17 protein-coding genes are annotated in these 19,462 nt (G+C 50.8%); 10 read left to right on the top strand and 7 right to left on the bottom strand.

What is annotated here, in order from left to right; translation table 11 throughout:
- Positions 1-2: 2 nt before the first annotated feature.
- From DN611_RS11425 to DN611_RS11460, 8 genes are read left to right on the top strand one after another with little or no spacing between them, the layout of a single operon-like run.
- Positions 3-239 (top strand): DUF4315 family protein, encoded by a 237-nt coding sequence (locus DN611_RS11425; RefSeq protein ID WP_005934785.1) that lies wholly within the window; start codon positions 3-5, stop codon positions 237-239.
- Complete coding sequence (locus tag DN611_RS11430) at positions 232-1,011, top strand: DUF4366 domain-containing protein (protein WP_119311396.1); 780 nt, start codon at positions 232-234, stop codon at positions 1,009-1,011. The genes DN611_RS11425 and DN611_RS11430 overlap by 8 nt, the downstream gene beginning before the upstream one ends.
- Positions 1,008-3,077, top strand: coding sequence for a DNA topoisomerase 3 (locus tag DN611_RS11435; protein WP_119311397.1), 2,070 nt, complete (start codon positions 1,008-1,010; stop codon positions 3,075-3,077). The genes DN611_RS11430 and DN611_RS11435 overlap by 4 nt, the downstream gene beginning before the upstream one ends.
- Positions 3,074-3,832, top strand: a complete 759-nt coding sequence (locus DN611_RS11440) for a phosphoadenosine phosphosulfate reductase (protein ID WP_119311398.1) — start codon at positions 3,074-3,076, stop codon at positions 3,830-3,832. The genes DN611_RS11435 and DN611_RS11440 overlap by 4 nt, the downstream gene beginning before the upstream one ends.
- Positions 3,833-3,848: 16 nt before the next feature.
- On the top strand, positions 3,849-5,738 hold the full coding sequence (locus tag DN611_RS11445; protein ID WP_119311399.1) for a DUF3849 domain-containing protein: 1,890 nt from the start codon (positions 3,849-3,851) through the stop codon (positions 5,736-5,738).
- A gap of 12 nt (positions 5,739-5,750) precedes the next feature.
- Positions 5,751-6,944 (top strand): DNA mismatch repair protein MutS, encoded by a 1,194-nt coding sequence (locus DN611_RS11450; RefSeq protein WP_119311400.1) that lies wholly within the window; start codon positions 5,751-5,753, stop codon positions 6,942-6,944.
- A gap of 1 nt (position 6,945) precedes the next feature.
- Positions 6,946-7,161, top strand: a complete 216-nt coding sequence (locus DN611_RS11455) for a transposon-transfer assisting family protein (RefSeq protein WP_119311401.1) — start codon at positions 6,946-6,948, stop codon at positions 7,159-7,161.
- Between the two features lie 13 nt (positions 7,162-7,174).
- Positions 7,175-8,947, top strand: coding sequence for an antirestriction protein ArdA (locus DN611_RS11460; protein ID WP_333637339.1), 1,773 nt, complete (start codon positions 7,175-7,177; stop codon positions 8,945-8,947).
- 361 nt (positions 8,948-9,308) lie between these two features.
- Here DN611_RS11460 and DN611_RS11470 read toward each other — a convergent pair whose 3' ends face one another.
- Positions 9,309-9,638, bottom strand: a complete 330-nt coding sequence (locus DN611_RS11470; protein ID WP_119311403.1) for a helix-turn-helix domain-containing protein — start codon at positions 9,636-9,638, stop codon at positions 9,309-9,311.
- A 151-nt stretch (positions 9,639-9,789) separates the two neighbouring features.
- On the opposite strand from DN611_RS11470, the gene DN611_RS11475 reads away from it, so the two are divergent.
- The gene (locus DN611_RS11475; protein ID WP_119311404.1) at positions 9,790-10,365 is read left to right on the top strand and encodes an SLOG family protein; all 576 of its coding nucleotides are present in this window, start codon (positions 9,790-9,792) and stop codon (positions 10,363-10,365) included.
- Positions 10,366-10,640: 275 nt separating this feature from the next.
- Here the strand turns inward: DN611_RS11475 and DN611_RS11480 are convergent, their stop codons facing one another.
- The 5 genes from DN611_RS11480 to DN611_RS11500 form a co-directional block, all read right to left on the bottom strand.
- Positions 10,641-11,252 carry a hypothetical protein gene (locus tag DN611_RS11480; RefSeq protein WP_119311405.1) on the bottom strand — a complete coding sequence of 204 codons (612 nt, stop codon included), beginning with the start codon at positions 11,250-11,252 and terminating at the stop codon, positions 10,641-10,643.
- Between the two features lie 291 nt (positions 11,253-11,543).
- On the bottom strand, positions 11,544-12,935 hold the full coding sequence (locus DN611_RS11485) for an NYN domain-containing protein (RefSeq protein WP_119311406.1): 1,392 nt from the start codon (positions 12,933-12,935) through the stop codon (positions 11,544-11,546).
- A 25-nt stretch (positions 12,936-12,960) separates the two neighbouring features.
- Positions 12,961-16,050 carry a type I restriction endonuclease subunit R gene (locus DN611_RS11490; RefSeq protein WP_119311407.1) on the bottom strand — a complete coding sequence of 1,030 codons (3,090 nt, stop codon included), beginning with the start codon at positions 16,048-16,050 and terminating at the stop codon, positions 12,961-12,963.
- 17 nt (positions 16,051-16,067) lie between these two features.
- Positions 16,068-17,891: a GmrSD restriction endonuclease domain-containing protein gene (locus DN611_RS11495; protein ID WP_333637340.1), complete on the bottom strand. Its 1,824-nt coding sequence runs from the start codon at positions 17,889-17,891 to the stop codon at positions 16,068-16,070.
- Positions 17,892-17,914: 23 nt separating this feature from the next.
- Positions 17,915-18,274 (bottom strand): hypothetical protein, encoded by a 360-nt coding sequence (locus DN611_RS11500; RefSeq protein ID WP_119311408.1) that lies wholly within the window; start codon positions 18,272-18,274, stop codon positions 17,915-17,917.
- On the opposite strand from DN611_RS11500, the gene DN611_RS11505 reads away from it, so the two are divergent.
- Positions 18,273-18,965, top strand: a complete 693-nt coding sequence (locus tag DN611_RS11505) for a restriction endonuclease subunit S (protein WP_119311409.1) — start codon at positions 18,273-18,275, stop codon at positions 18,963-18,965. The genes DN611_RS11500 and DN611_RS11505 overlap by 2 nt on opposite strands.
- On the opposite strand, the gene DN611_RS11510 is transcribed toward DN611_RS11505, so the two are convergent.
- Positions 18,962-19,459 (bottom strand): restriction endonuclease subunit S, encoded by a 498-nt coding sequence (locus DN611_RS11510; protein WP_119311410.1) that lies wholly within the window; start codon positions 19,457-19,459, stop codon positions 18,962-18,964. The two genes, DN611_RS11505 and DN611_RS11510, sit on opposite strands and share 4 nt — an antisense overlap.
- Positions 19,460-19,462 lie beyond the last annotated feature (3 nt).

Raw genomic sequence — 19,462 nt, forward strand, 5'->3', positions numbered from 1 at the left:
GCATGAATCCCAAGTATCAAAAAGTCCTCTCCGACATCGAGAAGGCTGAAAAGAAGAAGTCCGAAATTGAAGGTCAGCTCAAGGAGCTGTACGACAAGAAGACGGAGCTGGAAAACCTTGAAATCATCAATACCGTGCGCTCTATGGTGATGGACAAGGATCAGATCATGGCGTTCCTGTCTTCCATGAAGGGCGGCACCAAGCACGCTGAAAATATGGAGGTAATCGACAATGCGTAAGAATTTTCGTTTTCTGACCGTCCTTGCGGTCTGCGTCATGGCGCTGTCCTGCTTCTCGGTGACGGCGTTTGCCTACGCCGATGATACCGAACAGAACCTTCCGGCCACGGAGGCAACCCAGCCGGAACAGCAGCCTGAGACTACTCCCGCACCGGAAAAGCCGAAGGGTGAGCCGATTGACGATAAGGGCAACGCCTACACCCGCGACTTGCTCTATGACAAGGCAACCAACAAGCAGTTCATCACTGTCCAGACGAAGAGCGGCAACACCTTCTTCATTGTCATCGACTACGATGCGCCGATCAACGAAGATGAGGAACAGTATCAGACGTACTTTCTCAACATGGTCGATGAGAGCGGCCTGCTTGCGCTGCTGGACGAAGATACTGCGGCTGCGCTGACCACCTGTAACTGCAAAGAAAAATGTGCTGCCGGTCAGGTCAACACAGACTGCCCGGTCTGCAAGACCAGCATGAGCGAATGCACCGGCACAGCCCCCGTTACACCTGAGCCGGACAAGGATGCGGAAACTGATGCCCCCGCCCCTAAACCCGAAAAGAAATCCAACATCGGCATGATCCTCGTCATCTTCGTTCTTGCCGGTGCTGCGGGTGCAGCTTATTACTACATTAAGTTCGTCAAGGGCAGAAAGCCCAAGGATGAAGATATGGACTTCTTTGATGATGAAGGCTACGAGGAAGAGCCGTACATCAACGAGGATGATGAGCCGCAGATTGCAGAGGATGCTGAAACGGATGGTGATGAAGATTGATCTTAGTCATTGCTGAAAAGCCCAGCGTTGCCCAGTCCATCGCAAAGGTGCTGGGCGCGACGTCTCGTAAGGACGGCTACATGGAGGGCGGCAATTACATCGTTTCGTGGTGCTTCGGTCATCTGGTGGAGCTGGCAGACGCCAGCTCCTACGATGAGCGGTATGCCAAGTGGCGGTATGACGATCTGCCTATTGTTCCGGAAAGCTGGATGTTTGAGGTCACGAAGGACAAAGCACAGCAGTTCAAGGTGCTGTCCGCTCTCATGAAGGACAAGCGCGTCACCGAGCTGGTCTGCGCAACCGATGCAGGACGCGAGGGTGAGCTGATCTTCCGGCTGGTCTACGACAAAGCCGGATGCACCAAGCCCTTCAAGCGTCTGTGGATCAGCTCATTGGAGGACTCCGCCATCCGCGAAGGCTTCAACCATCTCCGGGACGGCAAGGAATATGACCGCCTCTATGAAGCGGCACTCAGCCGCTCGAAGGCGGACTGGATTGTCGGCATCAACGGCACCCGCCTTTTCACCACGCTCTATCACAAGAAGCTGGTGGTCGGGCGCGTTCAGACGCCGACCCTTGCAATGCTGGTGGAGCGCGACGGGAAAATCTCAACCTTCCAGAAGGAGAAGTATTTCAACGTCCATGTCGGCAAGGGCGATCTGACTGCCGATCTGGAAAAGGTCAAAACCGAAGAGGAAGCAAAGAAGATTGCGGCGGCTTGCGAGAAAAAGCAAGCCGTCGTTTCTTCTCTCAAGCAGGAAACGAAGACGGTCAATCCCCCAAAGCTCTATGATCTGACCACCTTGCAGCGCGAGGCAAACCGATACTACGGCTTCACTGCCCAGCAGACGCTCGATCTCGTTCAAACACTATACGAAAAGAAGCTCCTGACTTATCCGCGCACGGACAGTCAGTTCATCACGGACGATATGGAGGACACTGCCCGTCAGGTCATTTCTATCGTCTGCCGCCAGCTTCCGCTTTTCTCCGGCGTTTCGGTTACTCCGGACATTGCTCGCGTAACCGACAACAGCAAGGTCACGGATCACCATGCCATTCTCCCGACCGTTCAGCTCGAAAAGCAGGATGTTTCCGCGCTCCCTCAGTCGGAACAGAAAATCCTCAATCTTGTCGGGATGCGCCTTCTGTGTGCGACCGGTGAGAAGCACACCTACGCAGAAACGCAGATCACGCTCTCCTGCGAGGGCTACGAGTTCAAAGCCAAGGGCAAGACCGTCGTTCAAAACGGCTGGAAAGCCGTTGAAGAGCTGTTCAAGGCATCTCTCAAGGCGAAGGAAAAGGATGATCCCATGAAGTCCCTGCCCGAAGTCCATGAGGGCGATATGCTGGAAGGTGTGTCTGCCAGTGTCACCGAACACTTCACAACGCCTCCGAAGCAGTACACGGAAGATACCCTCCTGTCTGCAATGGAGACTGCCGGAAACGATCAGTTTGACGATGACACCGAGAAGAAAGGTCTCGGCACTCCCGCGACTCGCGCCGGTATCATTGAAAAGCTGGTGAAGTCCGGCTTTGCAGAGCGTAAAGGCAAATCCCTCATTCCCACAAAGGACGGCTGCAACCTTGTCTGCGTCCTGCCGGAACAGATCACCTCTCCCGCAATGACGGCGGAATGGGAAAACACGCTCATGGAGATTGAGCGCGGCAAGGCGGATGCGGATGCCTTCCTCAGCGGCATTGTCCGGATGACCGGGGATCTTGTCAAAGCCTATCCGTTTCTTTCTGATGCCGAAGCCCAGCGTTTCGGCACGGGCAAGGAGGAAATCGGCAAATGTCCCCGCTGCGGCTTTCCGGTCTACGTCGGCAAGGGCAACTTCTACTGCTCGAATAAAGACTGCTCCTTCTGCCTGTGGGAAGACAATAAGTTCTTTTCCAGTAAGAAAAAGAAGCTGACCAAGAAGATTGCAAAGGAGCTGCTGGACAAGGGCTGGTGTCGAGTGACCGGGCTTTACACACCGAAGAAGCCTCAGCTCTACGACGCAGTGATCCAGCTGGATGACAGCGGTGGCAAATACGTCAGCTTCAAGATGGAGTTTGACCGATGAGTCGCCCGAAGTATGTTGCCTCTTGCAGCGGAGGCAAAGACAGCGTGGCAACGCTCCTGCTGGCTGCACAGCACAATGAGCCGCTGGACGAAGCGGTTTTCAGCGAGGTCATGTTTGATAAGAACACAAGCGGCGAAGTCCCGGAACACCGGGACTTCATCTATGACCGGCTCAAGCCCTTCTGTGAAAAGGAGCTGGGCATCAAGTTCACCATTCTCCATGCGGACAAGACCTACGATGAGGTGTTCCATCATGTCATCACCCGCGGACCGCATAAGGGCGAGGTTCGCGGCTTCGCATGGGCTGGTATGTGTGCAGTCAATCGGGACTGCAAAATCCCGCCCGTCCGCAAGTACAATGCCGCGCTCTCGCCGGACACTGTGAGCTATGTCGGCATTGCGGAGGATGAGCCAAAACGCCTTGCTCGTCTGGATGGAATAACGAAGGTCAGTCTGCTTGCCAAATACGGTATGACCGAAGCGGACGCCTACAAACTCTGTCAGGAACACGGGCTGCTTTCCCCAATCTACGCTCACTGCCGAAGAAACGGCTGCTGGTTCTGTCCCAACGCCAGTGACTCGGAGCTGCTGCACATGGTCACAAAGCACCCGGATATGTTTGACCGGCTGATTGAATGGGAGAACGAGGATAACATCTTTCATCGTCGGATGACGCGCAGAGAAACCCCGTCTGAGGTAAAGGCTCGTTTACTGAGCAAATCCCAGACGGGGTTTTCTTCGCCCAAAAGCAAATAAGAAATGGAGGTTTGAGATGGCTGAAAACAGAAATGCACAGCAAGTCCGCGAAATTACGGACAAGCTGGAACAGGGCATCAAGGAGCTTTTTGAATCCGAGCGGTTCAAGGAATATCTCCGCACGATGTCCAAGTTCTACAACTATTCCTTCAACAACACGCTGCTCATTGCGATGCAGAAGCCGGAGGCAACCTATGTTGCCGGTTATACCTCGTGGCAGCGCAACTTTGACCGTCAGGTCATGAAGGGCGAAAAGGGCATCAAGATTCTTGCACCCGCGCCGTACAAGGCGCAGGAAGAGCGTGAGAAGATTGATCCTTTGACGCAGAAGCCGGTGATCGGCGCAGATGGGAAGGCTGTCACGGAAACGGTTGAGGTCCTGCGTCCTGCCTTCAAGGTGGTAAGTGTCTTTGATGTTTCCCAGACGGACGGCAAGGAGCTTCCGGACATTATCGTCGATGAGCTGAAAGGCACCGTCGAAAACTACGAGGCGTTCTTCGACGCGCTCAGGCAGGAATCTCCCGTCCCTATTTCCTTTGAGGACATTCCGGGCGGTGCAAAGGGATTCTTCTCGCCGGTTGAAAGCCGCATTGCCATTCAGGAAGGCATGAGCGAAATCCAGACGGTCAAAACCGCCATTCACGAGATCGCCCACGCAAAGCTCCACGCCGTCAAGCCGGATGAGAAAGCCGCGCCAGAAGATAAGAAGGATCGGCACACCAAGGAGGTTGAAGCGGAAAGCGTTGCCTACACCGTCTGCCAACGGTACGGCATTGAAACCTCGGACTACTCCTTCGGTTACATTGCCGGTTGGTCTTCCGGCAAGGAAACCAAGGAACTGAAAAGCTCTCTGGACACCATCCGCAAGACGGCGGCTGAGATGATCGAGGGCATTGACGCCAAGCTCAAGGTGCTGCTGGCAGAGAAAACGCAGTCCGCAGAGCAGGAAGCCGAATCTCCCGCAAAGGAAGTTGTTCCGGAGGAAAAGCCGGAAGCCTCTATTTACCGCGAGACAGCGAATTATGCCTATGAAGCCGGTGAGCTGGAGTCATATCGTGCCTCCCTTGCGGCAAATGTGGAATGCCGCCGTGCGATTGAAGCGGTGATCAGCTCCAACTACGGAGATAACCGGCTGGATGCGGATGCTGCTGTGAAAAGCGTCCTTGAGCAGTTCTCTCCGGAGCGCGTCCGGTACGTCCTTGCAAACACCATTCAACAGAAAGACTTTGACGGGCGCATTCCCCAGCCCCTCAAGGAGTGGGCGAAGAACGTTGAGGTCTGTCCGGAGAATGCCTCCCGCTTCCTTGTGGATAAACCCAATCCCGGACTGACCGCACTTTTTGTCGATGCGTTCCGCCAGCAAACCGAAGCTCAAAAGGAAGTCACTTCTGAGAAAACAACGGAAAGAGACCCGGAGGTCGTTGCATGGGAAAGCGATGAGATTACCTCTATTGAGGTAAAAACCGTGGAGGTCAAGTCTCCCTTTGCCCCCTTGCCGGAGGAAGCAGCGAAAGCACCGAAGGCGCACCGCCTGACTGCCGAAGAGAAGGAAATCAAAGCCGCCGTCATGGACACGCTCAAGGGGCAGATTACCTATAACAACGACGGTATGCGGGCGTCCTATCGCGCCTCTAACCATTCCTTCAATCTACTGGCGCGGAACGGCGTCAGGATTGAGGGCAACACGGTCACGCAGAACGGTGAGCCGCTCTTCAAAATCCATCGCCGTCATGCAGCGCGGAAAACACAGGGCTGCTATCGTGAGCTGATGCCGACGCTGGAATACGTCAAGCAGGAGCAGAAGCAGGAAAAGCCCTCTATCCGCGATCAGCTCAAAGCTGCCGCGAAAACGCAGCCGGAGAAGAAGTCCCCGGTCAAATCCAAAACACACGACATGGAGTTGTGAGAAAGGAGAAGCATGAAGAAATACACAGACGTTGACATCGTTGCGGAGCTGCAGAAGCTCGTGGACAGTCATGTAGACAGCTACAAGGAAGACTTCGACATCGACAAGCGCATCATCCGCCGCGCCGCCGAAAGCCAGAATCCCGAAGACAAGACGCTGATGTGGTTCTGCCGCCCGCACGGAACGCACTGCCTCAACGAAAATCAAGTCTTTATTCAGGGAACGCGAGATCACAACACCTTCCGTTTTTACGCGGAACAGACCTACGACGAGTGCATTGCTCGTGTCATTGTCCCGAAAGCCGTTAAGCGCGGCAAGGTCTTCGGAGATGTCTTTGAGATCAACTACCGGGAACAGGCGGCAAATGTGGCGCAGAACTCGATTGCGCCGGATCACGACCGGCTGACCTTTGCAGATGGCTTTGTGCTGGAAGCCCCCTGCCGCAGCAGCTTCGACGAGGCAATGGCTCTGGTCGGTGAGCATGGCGGCGTCAAAACCCACCAGACGCTCCCGAAGGACGCGGATGCTCTGGCGGAAGTGCTGTCCCACCAGAAAACTCGTCGTAACAGACTGCCGGAGGCGGAGAGGACGGAGGGGCTTGCCTCTCTGTCCGTTGCAGAACTCCGCAAGTACGAAGCGGTCAAAAAGGCGCATCCCGACGCGCTGGTTTGCTTTGCCCAGAACGGCTATTTTGAGCTTTACGGCAAGGATGCAGAGAAAGCCGCGCCGCTTCTCGGCACAAAGCTCCTTGAAAAGAAGGTACGCGGCAAGCCCTCCATGCCGGTGACCGGCTTCCGTGAAGCCGCGTGGGTAGCCGGTTCTCACAAGCTCTGGAAGTCCGGCGCAGATGTCTTTCTCAGCAAGGACGGCGAGACCTTCAAGGAACTCAAAGCCGCAGATTACATTCCTGTCGGCGCAACGCTGAATGTGGATGGGATCAAGTGCAGAATCGACGCGGTTGATTTTGCCGCCGATGAAGTCAGACTGACCAACATCGAGGACAAGAACCTCCCCATCCGCTTTTCTGAGAGCATCCAGTATGTCCGCGCCTATGTGGAGGATGCCGGAACTGCCATCTACGACACCATCCCAAAGAAGCCCGCTGCCCGTGAATCCATCCGTGACAAACTGAAATCCGCACAGAAGGCACAGCCGCCCCACACGCCGAAACCGCAGAAATCGAAAGGAAAGGATATGGTACTCTGATATGAAAAACTTTACCGTAGAAGAACTCAACCTCATGTGCTGCTTCAATACGTCCAGCCGGAAGCGGCTGATCGACGATATGAAGAGCGTCACCCTGAACGACATGGACGGCGAGATTGCAGAGCTGATGTATAAGACCATCCGGAAGCTCGAAGCCATGACTGACGCAGAGTTTGAGGAACTGTATATCATGCCGGACGGCATGATGGATGACTGAAAGGAGGATGCCTATGCCCGTATTAGACGGTAATTTTGAAGCCTTCGTCACAAACCTTGGCAAGTACAACGAGGGTATGCTGGTCGGTGAGTGGGTGAAGCTGCCCACCACCGAAGAAGAGATGCAGAAGGCTTTTGAGCGTATCGGGATCGGCAAGCAGGATGAGTTCGGTCAGCCCTATGAAGAGTGGTTTATTACCGACTACGAATGCCCGATCTACGGCGTCCAGCAGATGCTTGGCGAGTACGAGAGCCTTGATAAGCTCAACTACCTCGCCGCCTTGATTGACGAGCTTTCCCTGAGCGATCAGGAAAAGCTCGTTGCCATTATGGAGGCTGGCTGCGATGAGGTCAGCGACATCGACGATCTCATCAACCTGACGTTCAATCTGGACTGCTACGACATCATGCCCGGTATCAACGACGAATATGACCTCGGCTATTACTATGCCAACGAAGCCGGTATCTACTCCGAAAAGGATCTCGGTCCTCTGGCAGACTACATCGACTATGAACGCTATGGTCACGACATCGCTTATGATGAACAGGGACGCTTCACCGATGAAGGCTATGTCCGCGTCGCAAGCGAACGCTGGGACAGACAGTTTAACGGTGAGCTGGACGATATTCCCGACGAATACCGGATCACCGGCTCAGGGGAAGACGCCGAGCGTGACAGCACCATCGCTGTTCTCGTCGTTGAGCCGGGAAAGGAGCCTTATGTGAAGGAGATTGACTCCGGGCTGGAGTCCTTGCAGCATGAGGTCGGCGGCTGCATCGAGGCAATTTATCCCTACGAAGACCCGGTTGCCTTAGTCTGCAACGAGGAAGGCAAGCTGGAAGGTCTGTCCCTGAACCGCGCTCTGCGTGATGAGGACGGTGACATCTACGATGTTGTTGCCGGAACATTCATGGTGGTCGGCTTGACGGATGACAGCTTCGGCTCTCTGACCGTAGAGCAGATGCAGAAGTTCGCTGACCACTTCAAAGTGCCGGAGCAGTTTGTCAAGCTGGGCGATAAGATTGTGGCGATCCCCATGATCTCGAAGGAGCAGCAGAAGCAGGAAAGCATCGAGCAGAAGGACTTCGAGATGAACGCCGACACCTCCGGGCTGACGGTTGCCGGTCACATCGGGACGTGGCACACCATTGACCGGCACGAAGTCGGCGGTCACAGCTTTTATCTGATGGAGCATGACACCTACGGCGATGAAGCTGCCTGTATCATTGTCGATGAGCGCGGTAAGCTCGTCCTTGATGATGTCTACAACGGCTTTGACGATGACACGCTCCGCCTTCTCGACCTTGAGGTCAAGGAAGTGCTGGAAATGCCCGATCCCGCGCTCTCCGTTCAGGATATGAAGGACTACGGCTACACATGGGCTGGCGTTCTTCCCGCCGGTCAGGAGGCGGCTGAGAAGGCTTTGGAGAAGGGGTGCGAGGTTTACCGTCTCTATTCCGATAATACCGAGGGCTTGTGCGTGGATGCCAAGGAGATTGCCGATCATGCGGCAAAGGGCGGAATGCTCGGTATCAGCAAGGAAAGCTGGATGGCAGCTCTTGAGAAGGAAAACTACCTCAAGGCGGCGGAGATGTCGATGGAGGATGACTACGGCATGATTGACGGGATCATCAACAACGGTCCGAAGGAGGACAAGACCGCAGAGGTCAAAGCCCCCGAAACCGGCGAAAAGTCCTCCATCATGGACAGGCTCAAGTCTGCAAAGGCTGAAAAGCAGAAGGAATGCTGCCCTCCCAAAAAGCACAAAGGAGAGATTGAGCTGTGAGCAGAAGTCAGAAATGGCGGCAGGAGTGGTCGTTCTTCATCGGGGACAGCGGACGCCGGAAGTATAACCGCTTCTGCGTCCGCTGCGTCCATAGCTGCAAGCAGAGCTTCCGTGCGGATCTCATCGCCTGTCCACACTTCTCCCGCAAGGCATCGAGGTGTAGACAGTTAGGGGTCGAAAAAGCCTGTGATTGCAAGCCTCAGAGCGGCGCAAATTGACCAGCCTAAGTGATTGTATTCCCTGCGTGGTTTCATCTTTAGCGCGGAAATAAGTGTCGATTTCGGCACTTGTTTGAATGCCCGGAAAACGAATCAAGAGCCTCTGTCGATGCCCGTTTTGGGCGTCGGCAGAGGCTCTTTTTTTATGACATATTCAAAATAGCGGATAGCAGCTCTTGAACCTGTTGCCGGTATTCCGGCTTTATATCCGAAATGCGTCTGGCAAGCGCAAGGGCTTCCACTTCTGGATCATCAGTCCCAAAAATAATTCGGTCTGCGCTGACGCCCAGCAAACGGCAAAGACGCTGCAAGGCTTCAAGAGAGATACCGGAAGCACCACGCTCAATGGCACTCAGGTGATTCGGCGTCATGCCAAGCATTTCTGAGAGCGTGTCCTGCGTATAGCCCGCCTGTTCTCTTGCCACTTGAATATTGCCGCCGATTTCAATATTGATGTCCTTCTTCTCTCGCATAGCCTCACCACCTTTGCATTTAGTGTACCTAACGGCGGTGTCATTATCCACGGTACGCCGTCGTTGATTTTACTAACGACAATGCGTTGACTGTCCGTGATGAGGGTGATAGAATGGAGTTACCTACCAAAAGAGTGAAAGAAGGGGTGTCATGTCGCGCATTATTGAGTTTAGAAAGTCTGCTCAAAAAGCTGAAAAGCAATCCGTTCAAGGCAAGAGTTGTGCGTTTACCGGTCATAGACCGCAGAGTCTTCCGTTCGGCTTTGATGAATCCGATATGCGTTGTACTTCTTTGAAGTCTGTTATGCGGGATCAGATTGTAGCACTCATCGAGAACGAGGGCGTCACGCATTTTATTACGGGCATGGCTCTTGGCGTCGATATGTACGCTGCGGAAATTGTACTCGATTTGAAATCAAAATACCCTCACATTACTCTGGAAAGCGCAATCCCTTGTGAGACACAAGCGATCAAATGGTCTGTGGCTTCACGGGAACGGTATTATAATATCGCGGCAAAGTGTGACAAGGAGACCATGCTGCAACGGGAGTACACGCCGGACTGCATGGACAAGAGAAATCGGTACATGGTCGATCACGCCGATTATATTCTCGCAGTATGGAATGGATGCCCCAGCGGTACCGGGAATACCGTGAGATATGCCCACAAAAAGGGCAAGACCATCATCGTCATCAATCCGGCTTCCCTTGATGTCACGCGGGAATAAGGCAAAAGAGCCCTTCTGAATCAAGCGTTGTGAAAACCGTGAAGCATTTCCCGATAGCGAATTCCTATTGCACTGCTCAGTGATTATTGGAAACGTGTACGGCGTATGCTGCCCAGTGAATATCTCCATGGAACACATCGAATTTTCGCGGCATCGCAAAACGGAAAGTGTCACCTTATGGACAGTCCATTGCCGAGGGAAGAATAAATCGCTGGAAACGGGAACGCCCCCGGCACTGTGCGTCTGGCACAGTGTCGGGGGCGTTTTTCCGTGTCTTAGTTATGAGCCAGTTCATTTAGGAGCAGCTTTCGATAGTCCACATCCAAGATGCAGCGATGGAAGTCCATCAAACGGTGTTCGTCGAACAGCTTTTCACAGAGCTTGGTCAGCGGATGATTCATCAGCTTTGCAGAAATGCCAGTCTCGTTGAAAAACCTTGCCCATGTGAAGACCTTTTCTAAATCCTCCTGCCCAAGCGTGGCAGGAATGATGGCGTTGCAGAGACGGACAATGGGGCTGTCCGCAAATCGCTCTGCGACTTCCTCCGGTGTGCATTCATAGCGGTCACAGTCAAAGGAAAGCGCATCCTCAATTTTAAGATAATTTTCGGTTTCATCCCGCGTCAAGGTTATGGTGTAGTCTCCCATACCGGACGGCACATCAATATTCTCCATGACATCAAGCTCGTAACGGGATCCGCCGATGATCGCTTCAAAGGAGAAGGACTGACAGATTACTGCTGGGTTCTTGTCTATCTTGTCCTCATTCAGAAAGGACAGCGGATTGTACTCTGTTAGTTCCCAGTCGATTTTTTCTCTCTCTGTTTGTTCAGCAATCTGCTGGATTAGATGTTGTTCTTCTTCGCGCAGATTTTCATTGTACAACATGATACACCTCCGTTTTCTGATTTCCTTTTTTTGGGGGGCTGTTCTATGTTTCCGAAGAGAATGCCGTTTGTACCATCATTCCTTGGCTGAGGGCAGACCTTCGTAAAACTTCCTCAGTTTGTCCAGACTGCTTGTACGATTCTTGATAGGCAGGGAGTCCCATGTGATGCCATGATAGCGTTCCGGCGGCTCGTCCCGCAGTCTTTCTGCGCTTTTTCCGTTCCTCCGATGTATTGAATCCAAAATAAAATCTATTATCCATCAACATTCCTCCCGGAATAGAAACCAAGGCTATCCGCGTTTCAGCTCAATGCTGACGTTTCCGTTCTCGTCGATGGTCAGCGTCATGTGACTGATGTGCTTCTCATAGAACTGCCGCCGCTCTGCGGAAGACATTTCGATCCTCGTGTTTCGCAGAGCTGCATCAAACATATCGTTGACATTCAGGTGAACGGAGTTGTCAATCCAGCGGTACATCTCCTTGAACAGTGCGTTTTTCTTGATGTCCTCGCTGTTGCCGGAGTAGAAGTCATCCAGATAGCAGTAGAATATCCCAGATTCTGCAAGTGCTGCCTTCATATCCGGTCCGCATTTTTCCCGCTCAATCATGACAAGGAATCTGGCGTCCGGTAAGGAAGAAATCAGCCCCCAGTAGTCGGAATCGCTTGAGACGATGACAAAGGAATCCACTTGCTTTTGGTAGTGTTCCTGACAGGCTCTTGCGGTGAGCTTGATGTCTACCAGTGATTTGTTCTGCTTGATCCGCTCAATCATGATATGCTCAACGGGAATGCGGGTGTAGTTTTCAAGAATCCGCCATGCCGTAGCGGTATGTACGTCATCAAAGAGAATGATCGCCGTAATTTTCTGCATGACCTCATAATCAAGGTTTTTGAGCGTGGCGCACAGCTTGTACGGGTCGGAGTTTTCGCAGTCCACTACCAATACGGTTTTCTCGCTGTCATCTATGAAATCGTAGATATTGTTTTTTACAAAAGCCCCTGCATCGGAGACTTTACTGTATTCCGTGAAGGCGTCGCAATGCCATTGATAAAGCAGGGTTGCAAACTTCTTGTCATTATAGAGGACATTGCCCTCGTCCATCGGTACCCAGTTGATGTACATTTGATAGGGGTAGTAGGAGAGACTTGCGTAATAGATGTCCGCAGCATCTTTCGTTCCGTCCTCTGTCAAGCCGTTTGGCATAATGAACAGCTCTTTTATGTACGCCCAGTTAATCCAGATTGGAAAGAGGCTTTTGCAGTTGTTAATGCGGTCTGAAATCAGCCGGTTGATCTCGATAATGTGGTGGCAGAGCTTTGTACTCGACTTTTTAATAAAGCTGATTCCGTCATTTGAAAGCTGCTGCATACTGGAAGCCGGAATGATCTCCGGCATTGAAAGCAGCCCTCGGTACTCCATTCGCATAATGTCATTTATCTTCCGGTAATTGCGTTCAATGGCGGTGCGGATAATACAGAGATTGCGGATAATGCGGGCGTTTTTGTCCTGTTCAAGCCGGTTGTATATTTCAATCTTCGGCGGCTCGTGCTCATTTAGGAAAATACGGAGCGGGACGCCGATCAGATAAGCGACCTTTGACACAAGCTCATAGGTGCTGTCTTTGTAGGCAATCTGTTCTCCGGCATATTCGTCGCCATTCACCATGACTGAATTGCCCATAATCTACTCCTTTCTCGTAGGGGAGTTAAGCGGTCATTACGTTGTCCGTCCACATCTCACACTGGCTCATGACAGTCTGGACTGCATCATCCATACCCTCAGGCGGATATTTGTGTTTTTTCAGCAGCCTTTTGACCAAGCGGCGCATTCCAGCTCTTGCGCTCTCTTTCTTTTGCCAGTCTATTGTCTGGTTTTTGCGAAGCAAATCTGTCAGCTCTTTCGTGATAGCAATAAGCTCATCATGCTCGTAAAAGTCCTTGATTGCTTGCGGCTTCGTGAGAGCATCATAGAAAGCAAGCTCGTCCGCTGTCAATCCGAGTTTTTCACCCTCGGCGGCAGCAGCGGCAATGTCTTTCGCCAGCTTGAGTAATTCTTGAATGACTTCCTCGTTGGTCAGCATTCCGTTCAAATAGCGGTTCATTGCGCTCTGAATGATTTCGGAGAACTTCTCAGACTTGACGATATTTGTTCGGCGGTAAACAGAGACCTGTTCGGAAATCAGTTTTTTCAGGAGTTCGACTGCAAGATTCTTCTCCTTCATGTTTGCCACTTCTTCAAGGAACTTCGGATCGAACAACGAAAACTCAGTCTGGACATCAGAGAAAAGGTTGATAACGCCTTCGCTTTTGATACTGTGCTTCAAAAGCTCGTTAATGCGCTCATTTACTTCCGGAAGCGTAAACTTCTTTCCGGTACCGCCTGAAACCAAGCGCACGGTCATTGTTCTTACGGACTCGAAGAAAGCTGCCTCCATGCGAGTTTGCTCGTCTACCAAGCTGCTGCACAGCGAAAGTGCCTGCTTGAGAAGCAGGGCTTCTTTGATAAACACATTCTGTGTCTTCTCATGGTCGGGGAGCTCGTACTCTGCAACACTCTTGCCGAGTATGAAGTTCACTCCGCCGCTGATGAGCTTCGCCCTGTCGAGGTCGCTTCCGGTCATGAATTTCTCATAACTGAATCCGTGGAACAAATCTCTGCAAATAGAGAGCTTTTCAAGGAACTTCGGATATGCAGCCTTGCTTACATCTGTATCACCATAGTTCTTCTTGTCTCTGGCAGTATAGTCGTTCATTGCCTGTTTCAGTGCAGCCGCAATACCGACGTAATCGACAACCAAACCGCCTTCTTTATCTTTGAAGACACGATTGACGCGGGCGATAGCTTGCATCAGGTTGTGTCCAGCCATCGGCTTATAGACATACATCGTAGCAAGGGAGGGAACATCAAAGCCGGTCAGCCACATATCCACGACGATGGCGATTTTCAGCGGAGAGTTGTTGTCTTTGAATTTCCGCGCCATATCGTCCTTATGAGCTTTGTTGCCGATAATCTCACGCCATTCTTCGGGATCGTTATTGCCTTGCGTCATGACCACTGCAATCTTTTCCGTCCACGCTGGGCGTAGCTCAAGAATGCGCTTATAAATCTTCATTGCTATGGGACGCGAATAAGCAACGATCATCGCCTTGCCGGTTAGGATATTCTCACGGTAATTCTCGTAATGATCAAGAATGTCATTTACCAAGGAATTGATCGTCTGGTCGGCACCGAGGATTGCTTCCATCTGACCAAGTTCCTTTTTGCTTTTTTCAATGACATACGGATCGGCGTTGTCAGCCATAATGTCATACTCATTATCGATCAGATGGAGGGTGTTCTCGTCGAGTTTCAGGTGAATCACACGGCTCTCGTAGTAGACGGGTCTGGTCGCGCCATCTTCAACTGCCTGTGTCATATCATAGATGTCGATGTAATCACCGAAGACCTCTCGTGTACTGCGGTCTTTTGTGGAGATCGGTGTTCCGGTGAATCCAATGTAGGTCGCATTAGGAAGCGTGTCTCTTATAATGCGGGCAGTGCCGATAACGGTTTTCGCCTCGACTTCGCCGTTGTCCTTCTGCTTGACCACAACCTTCTCATTGAGACCATATTGCCCACGATGCGCTTCATCAGCCATCACGATAATGTTCCGGCGTTCCGAAAGAGCTTCGTTGCTTTCTTCAAACTTCTGCATGGTCGTGAAGATTATGCCATTTGCCTGTCTGTTTGCAAGCAGTTCTTTCAGATTCTTGCGGCTCTCAGCGTGCTGCGGTGTTTGCCGGAGGAAGTCCTTGCAGCGGGCGAATTGTCCGTAAAGCTGGTCGTCCAGATCGTTACGGTCGGTAATGACAACGATAGTGGGGCTTTCTAACGCTTCTTGCAGATAATGAGCATAGAAGACCATAGACAACGATTTTCCGCTGCCCTGTGTATGCCAGAAAACGCCACCCTTACCGTCCGTCACGGTTGCGTGTTTTGTAGACTCAATCGCCTTTTTGACTGCGAAATACTGATGATACCCGGCGAGTATCTTGAAAGTATTCTGTCCGTCCACATTAAAGCAGATGAAGTTTTTCACGATGTCAAGGAAGCGGGTCTTCTCAAACAGTCCTACAAAGAATGTGTCAAATGATGCGTGTTGCGTATTCTCATAGCTGCCGTCTGTTGTTTTCCACTCCATAAAGCGGTCTTCGCCGGACGTGATTGTACCAGCCTTTGAAGTGGTCAAGTCGCTCATGACACATACCGCATTATAAATGAACATAGAGGGGATCTCATACATATAGTTCCGGAGCTGGCGGTATGCAGCGGAAGCATCGGTTTCTTCGCGGGACGGAGACTTCAACTCCACAATGACGAGTGGGAGACCATTGACAAAGAGAATCACATCTGGTCTTTTTTCGGAGTTCTCAATGAAAGTCCATTGATTCGCAACTGTGAACTCGTTACTGGCAGGATTTTTGAAGTCTACAAGGTAAACAAGGGTAGAGCGTTCTTCACCCTTGTCATAGTATTTTACCGGGACTCCGTTTTGGAGGTAGTCCATAAAGACCATGTTCTTTTGTAAAAGTGTTCCGGTTTCAAAGTTCTTGAGCTTATAGATTGCCTCCGTCAGAGCGTCCATAGGCAGGCTCTTGTTGATCCGCTGCAAGGAAGGTAGCAGAACATCCTCATAAAGCGGCGAGTGATAATCGCGCTCCACGTCCGGTCCATAGATATAGTTATAGCCCAGTTCTTCATTGAGAAGCTGCAAGACAGCGCTCTCGTAATTTGATTCTGTAAAATATCCTGCCATAGTTTGTCACTCCCTTTTTACGCCAGACTCGCCCCGAACTGATCCAGCGTGTTTTCTGCATCTCTGTCAGTGACGGGCTTATTCATCGCTTTTTCAATTAGGTTGAGAAGGCTTTTTGCTCTGTCGATGAAATAGCCATTGAAGTCATCTGCCTTCAATTCTGCATAGTTGATAAAGTGCGATTCCACCCGTGCTTGCAACTCATTCTCGGTCAGTCCATCAACCTTCTTTAGAATTGCCCCCAGATACTCACTCGGCGCATTTCCGCCAATCGAGCGGTTGGTGGCTGGAAGAATCGGGGTCTTGTTAATGATGGAATTATACCGTTCGCGCTTGATGCCCAGTTTCTCGCAATATGCTTCCGGGAAGATGTGGTGAATGTCCGGAGACTCAAGCATACTGTTCACAATGTCAATCGTCGTGTTGTTCATAAAATCACGGCATTTCTCCTTGTAGAGAAGAGCCATAATTCCCTTATATGCCGCACTCAAACGGGTTTGAAGGGTTAGCAGCCGCGTAGAAGAAAAGACTGCGCTGTTGATCGTATGCATTGCATTCGGGCGTCCGTTGACCTCTTCAACCATGTCCTCAATATCATAGGCATACCGAGTTTCATTAGCGCCACCATACATCTCACCCAAAATACCACACCAATACCACCGAGAGAGCGTTTTAATCGTATTTGGCTCATTGCATTTGGATTTTCCGAGAACAGCACAGATCGCTGCAAGGGGAATCAACTGCGTTGTATAAGGCAAGTCTCTCTGCCGGAAGACGCACTGATCCCGAAGAAGAAACTCCTTTGCTATTTTGAACCCAGACAGCACTGCATCCCGGTTCGCTATGTACGATTCATAAGGAAGTCCCAGAACATCCTTCTTTTTGCAGGAGATGGTGTTTGTATTTCCAGACTGCTTGTTCAAATAGCTTGTATAGAGGCATACAGTTGTCAGGAATGTAGTCTCATCAATTCCATCGAACAGGTCTGTTCTCAGCGTGTCACCGAAACCGCAAATTGTATTTCGACACTGCACCCAGTCTTTTCTCAGGTCAAAGTCTCTTGTGGCATAAGTTGCGGTAACAAGCTCAAACACCGTGAGAGGAACACCGCCGGTATTGACATTCTCAAACACCTTGCACACCGCCTCTCGCGGCGTGGACTTGTCCAGCGTAATCACAGGCAGCTTATACCCGGAAATTGTATTCAGCACATCTGCCTGAAAACGCTTGAACTCATCCATTGCTTCCGGCTTCATTCCATAGTGCGTCATGTAGCCCATGAACCAGTCCATAACGGCGTTGCTATCGAACACAATATTGACCGGGAACAGCTTATTCTCGTATTCATATTCTCTGGTTGAGAGGTCGAGCTTCACATCACGGTCAAAGTTTTCTTTGATCTTGCGGTCTTCGGGGATGGACAGGACTGCATCAAAGCGATCCTCATCATCGTCAAGGCACTTCTCCATAGAGAGGTAGTAGTACCGCTTAATCGCCTTGCCTTTTTCCGTTTTGGTAGAGACTGGCTCTTTTGAGGATGTTGCCTGATAGATGGAAGTAAGCCGCTGCTGACCATCGAGAATCAAATGCTCTGGCTTTACTGAAACACCCTTCACACCCGTAATCGTGCGATATTTGAATTGAATGTCTGGATTTCCATATTGCAGTCGCATAATGGCACCCATAGGGTAGCCTTGCGACAAACTGGCGATAATTCCTCTAATTCGGTTATCATCCCAAGTCCAGTCGCGCTGAAACTCCGGCAACTGCATTGAGCCGGACTTAACCTCCGCTAAAAGCTGACTTAGGTTTGTATCAAGAGATTGTGGTGAAATAATCACGTCTGCGCCTCCTTCATTGAGTTTTACTGATCGGACGAGCCCAGTCTGCTTTCCAAATCTGAAATATCGCTGCGGATGGAAGAGATGTCCGACTCAATATCGTCAACCCGCTCGGATAAAGAAGCCTGCTGACTTTGAATGTACTCCATTTGTGAGTATAGACCTCGCACTGCCAGAATCAATTCTACCTTCAGCCCCTTATCATCGAGGGAGAGAAGACGGTCTTTTTCAGCCTGTATCTTTTCCGCCTCCTGTTGAAGCCGCTCTTTCTCACGAACCGCTTCTGCTGCGGCTTTCTCAAGACGAACCCGTTCCTTTTCAAGACGCTTTTTCTGGCGCTCGTCTTTGCTTCTTTTCAAGCTCTCCTGAACTTTATCAAACATGGTACAACCTCCAAATCAGGTAAACGATAATTTAGAGCAGCAAGCTCAGGCAATATATCATGAGCGTTTTGAGACTGTTTCGCCTAATGATTTGCCTTCCGAGTGGCGTATTGTAACTCTTGGAGAGGTTGCGACGATCTCAAATAAGAGTTTCAACCCACTGAAAGAGCCTGAGATACTTCTTGAGCATTATAGCATTCCAGCTTTTGATGAGGCGAGGTTTCCGGTCTTTGAGCTATCCACATCCATCAAGAGCAATAAATTCATCATTGATGCCTCGTGCTTCATGATCTCAAAACTCAACCCAACAACGAAGCGTGTTTGGAAGCCGTATTGTCTGACCGGGAATGCAGTATGCTCTACGGAGTTCATCGTCTATAAAGCAAAAGATAAGACTATTACAGATTTCCTGTACTCAGTCATAGATAGCAATTCCTTTTCCGACTTTATGTGTAGTCATGTTACTGGCTCAACGGGCAGTAGACAAAGAACAACACCGTCGGACACGCTCTCTTATGAGTTAATTCTTCCTTCGGAGGACGAGCTGGCAGAGTTTCAATCTCTCGTTTCACCGATGTACGCTCAAATGCGGATTAACGCCATTGAAAACGACAAGCTCAAACGACTTCGGGATAGTCTTTTACCCAAGCTGATGTCCGGCGAGATTGATGTCTCTTCTGTTCATCTCTAAGCCGCTAAATTATCGTTTATCTGTCGATTGACATCTATCTTCTGATCAAGCATATATAGGTATTCTACAATCCTCTTTTGCTCAGCGAGAGTAGGTAGAGAGAGTGTTACGGCATTCAAGTTCGCTTGAGATAATTTTGGCTGAGCTGAACCGGTGACATATCCAGATAAGTCCATGCTGTTTATCAAATAGCAAAGGAATCGGGTGTCACACTGTTCGTTTCCTTGCACAATATGTGCATGGTTGTTGACCCAAAATTGTCCGTCAACAACCTGCGCAATGTTCTGCTTTTTTGATTTTAGATTCTCGCCATCCTCTGCAATTAGTAGATATGTACCATCAAAGATGTAATCATCAACATGGTCGATCACTCCTTGCGCACCATAATAACGAAACGTGCCTTGCCTTTTTTCGCGTTGTGCGCTGGAAAGAGGGATTCGTTTCTTGTCAAAGTTGATAGTCACTTCATCAAATCGGTATTTCTTGGTTTCCATATT

Source organism: Oscillibacter sp. PEA192 (assembly GCF_003574015.1).
Lineage (GTDB): Bacteria > Bacillota > Clostridia > Oscillospirales > Oscillospiraceae > Oscillibacter > Oscillibacter welbionis.